Origin of the sequence: Hansschlegelia beijingensis (assembly GCF_045505405.1) — a bacterium.
Taxonomy (GTDB): domain Bacteria; phylum Pseudomonadota; class Alphaproteobacteria; order Rhizobiales; family Methylopilaceae; genus Methylopila; species Methylopila beijingensis_A.
This window is the reverse complement of sequence record NZ_JBJKEX010000522.1, coordinates 1-1357: the sequence shown is the minus strand read 5'-3', so window position 1 is coordinate 1357 and position 1357 is coordinate 1. Positions and strand designations below refer to the sequence as shown.

The window sequence follows — 1357 nt, the reverse complement described above, 5'->3', positions numbered from 1 at the left end:
CCGCAGCCGCTCCGCCTCGTCGCGCTTGCGGTCCTCGGGCCGGCGCGCGCGGCTTTCCTCGAGCTCGATGATTTCGGGCGCGTCGAGGCCGAGCGAGCGGCCGAGCTGTCCGGCGCGCTCCACATAGCGGGCGACAAGCTCACGCTCCGGCCCGGCCTTGAGACGGCCGACCGCCGCGATCACGAGCCGCATGCGCCCTCAGATCAGGAGAGTGCGCCTTCGACGGGACGACCCGCCGACCACATCTTCTCGAGATTGTAGAACGCGCGCACTTCCGGGCGGAACAGATGGACGATCACGTCGCCCGCATCGATCAGCACCCAGTCGCAGTGCGGCAGTCCCTCGACCACGACCTTGCCGTGACCGCCCTTCTTCAACTCCTCGACCAGCTTGTCGGCGATCGCGCCGACGTGCCGGTTCGACCGCCCGGAGGCGATGACCATCTCATCGGCCAAGGCGGACTTGCCCCGCAGGTCGATGACCACGGTCTCTTCAGCCTTGTTTTCGTCGAGCACGTCGAGGATGAGGTGAAGCAACGCCGGGTTCGCCGCTGCGGGCGCTCCGGCGCCGATGTGAGACGCCATATCGGACGTCTCCTTCAGCGCTATGGTGGACAGAGTTTTAGCCTTCCGTCTGCCGTCCTCAGGCCGGAATCCAGCTCCGGCCAATGCTTAGCATACGCCTTGAGGCTGCGACATTTCAACCGCGGCATCTTCACGTCGGCGCGTTCTGCCCAGGACGCAGCGCCTCCTTGCGCAGGATCGTGGACGACAGCGCGGAGCGCGGACCGTGCAGGAAGCACCACGCGGGCGGCTTCATGCGCGGGAGCGAACGCGCCTGCCGCTCCGGCACCCGGTAGCGCGCCAGCGCGTGCGCGGCCCGCGAGGATGGCGAGAAGGTCGCCCCGGGGCGGTCCACCACGGCGATCGGCACCAGGTCGGCGATCTCCCGCCAGCGCTGCCAGCCGTGAAAGCTCTCGAGGTTGTCGGCGCCCATGATCCACACGAACGAGACCCCCCGGCAGCGAGCGGTCAGATAGGCGATCGCGTCATAGGTGAAACGCACGCCGATCGCGGCCTCGGCGTCCGACACCGAGATGTCCGGATGCGCGGCCGCCCGCCGCGCCGCCTCCATGCGCTGGGGCAGCGGCGGGAGGGCGGCGTTGTCCTTGAGCGGATTGCCGGGCGTCACCAGCCACCAGACCTGGTCCAGGCCCAGCCGGCGCAGCGCCAGCAAGCTTGCGCGGCGATGGCCGTCATGCGGCGGATTGAACGTGCCTCCGAACAGGCCGATCGTCATGCCGGGCGCGTGCGGCGGCAGCCGGGGGAGCCCGGTGCGTCCGCCGGGGAGGCGCAAC

Annotated in this window: 3 protein-coding genes; all 3 read right to left on the bottom strand. The window is 69.7% G+C overall.

Going from position 1 to position 1357, the window contains the following annotated elements:
* The coding region (locus tag ACIKT0_RS18325; RefSeq protein WP_474998511.1) for an RNA methyltransferase at positions 1-192 on the bottom strand (192 nt) is incomplete at its 3' end.
* 11 nt (positions 193-203) lie between these two features.
* Positions 204-584, bottom strand: a complete 381-nt coding sequence (gene rsfS / locus ACIKT0_RS18320; protein ID WP_407106755.1) for a ribosome silencing factor — start codon at positions 582-584, stop codon at positions 204-206.
* Positions 585-714: 130 nt separating this feature from the next.
* The gene (locus tag ACIKT0_RS18315) at positions 715-1356 is read right to left on the bottom strand and encodes a nicotinate-nucleotide adenylyltransferase (RefSeq protein ID WP_407106754.1); all 642 of its coding nucleotides are present in this window, start codon (positions 1354-1356) and stop codon (positions 715-717) included.
* Between the last annotated feature and the right edge of the window lies 1 nt (position 1357).